The following is a 1,280-nucleotide window of genomic DNA, read 5'->3' as shown; positions in this document are numbered from 1 at the left end:
GCCGAGGTCCTGCGCGGCAGTCTTGCCCTCTACGACTGGACGGAAGGCGAGATGAACCGCCGGCGCATCGATGCCATCACGGACGTGCGGCACCGGCCCCTGCAAAAGCTCGTTAAAGGCGGCCTGCTGCGCGGCGTGGAGATCGAGGTCTTGCTGGATAGCACCCGCTTTGCCGGCGAGGGCGACGTCGAACTCTTCGGCGAAATGCTCAACCGGTTCCTCTCGCTCTATGCCACGCTGAATCTGTATACCCGGCTGGTGATCGTGTCGCAGCCAAGCGGCAAGCGGCAAGCATGGCCCGACAGCAAGGCCGAGGGGGCACCGTTTTGAGCCCGACGAAACTGACAGCAACGCAGGCGCAGGAGCGCGCCTTGCTGCCGGCGCTGCTCGCCCGTGCGCCGCAGATGAACTTCTTCCGGCTCTGCGAACTGATCGAGTTGTCTGCGCCGCAGCGTCCGGCGCTGGGCACGACCGATTCCCCGGCCAATGAACCGGTGCGTTTCCGCTCGTATGGGCGGCTGGGCTTCCCGGGGCGGGAGATATACGCGGTTGAGCACGATAGCGACCACCCCGAGCGAGCGCCGGTGGTGCGGACCACCTTCCTGGGCCTTTACGGCGTGGATGCGCGCATGCCGTCCTACTTCGTGGACGAGATTGCCCAGCGTCGCGACGGGGCAGAGCCGCTGGCGGCCTTGCTGGACCTGTTTCACCACCGGATCGTCACGCAGTTCTACCGCGTCGCGCGCAAGTACCGCTATCCGATGGGCTTCCGGCGCGGCGGACAAGACGAAGTGTCGTGTTACCTGCTGAGCCTGCTCGGGCTGGGTTTCGGCAGGCCTGGTGCCGAAGAGACCGTCCCCACACGCAAGCTGTTGTCGATGCTGGGACTGGCCAGCCAGCGCACACGCACCGCCGAAGGCCTCGCCGGCGTGCTGCAGCATGCCGTGCCGGACGCGCGCATCACGGTGGAGGAGTTCCACCCGGTGTGGGTGCGCCTCGATGCCACCGAGCGGATGCCGCTGGGGGAAAACTGTGTGCTGGGACGCGGCTTCTACGATCGCGCAAACACCGTACGCGTGGTGATCACGCCACAGGACCGCGACTCGGTGCTGGGGCTGATGCCGGGCCGTGCCATCCACCGGGAGGTGACGGCGCTGTTGCGCTTCTACCTGGGCTATGCAGCGCACGCGCATCTGGAGATGCATGTGAGGCCCGCGCTGATGCCGGCGCCGGCCTTGAATTCGGACCAGGTGAGCCTGGGCTACACCACGCAGCTCAGG

General features: G+C 66.7%; 2 protein-coding genes. Both read left to right on the top strand.

What is annotated here, in order from left to right; all coding sequences use genetic code 11:
- On the top strand, positions 1-330 hold a 330-nt coding region (locus tag AC1DT6_RS40510), incomplete at its 5' end, for a type VI secretion system baseplate subunit TssF (RefSeq protein ID WP_441637750.1).
- A 74-nt stretch (positions 331-404) separates the two neighbouring features.
- Positions 405-1,280: type VI secretion system baseplate subunit TssG (gene tssG, locus AC1DT6_RS40505; protein WP_477112233.1), on the top strand; the 876-nt coding region annotated here is incomplete at its 3' end.

This window comes from Cupriavidus sp. 01L45 (assembly GCF_056399885.1).
Note: the sequence above shows the minus strand (reverse complement) of the source record. Positions and strands in the feature narration are given on the sequence as shown.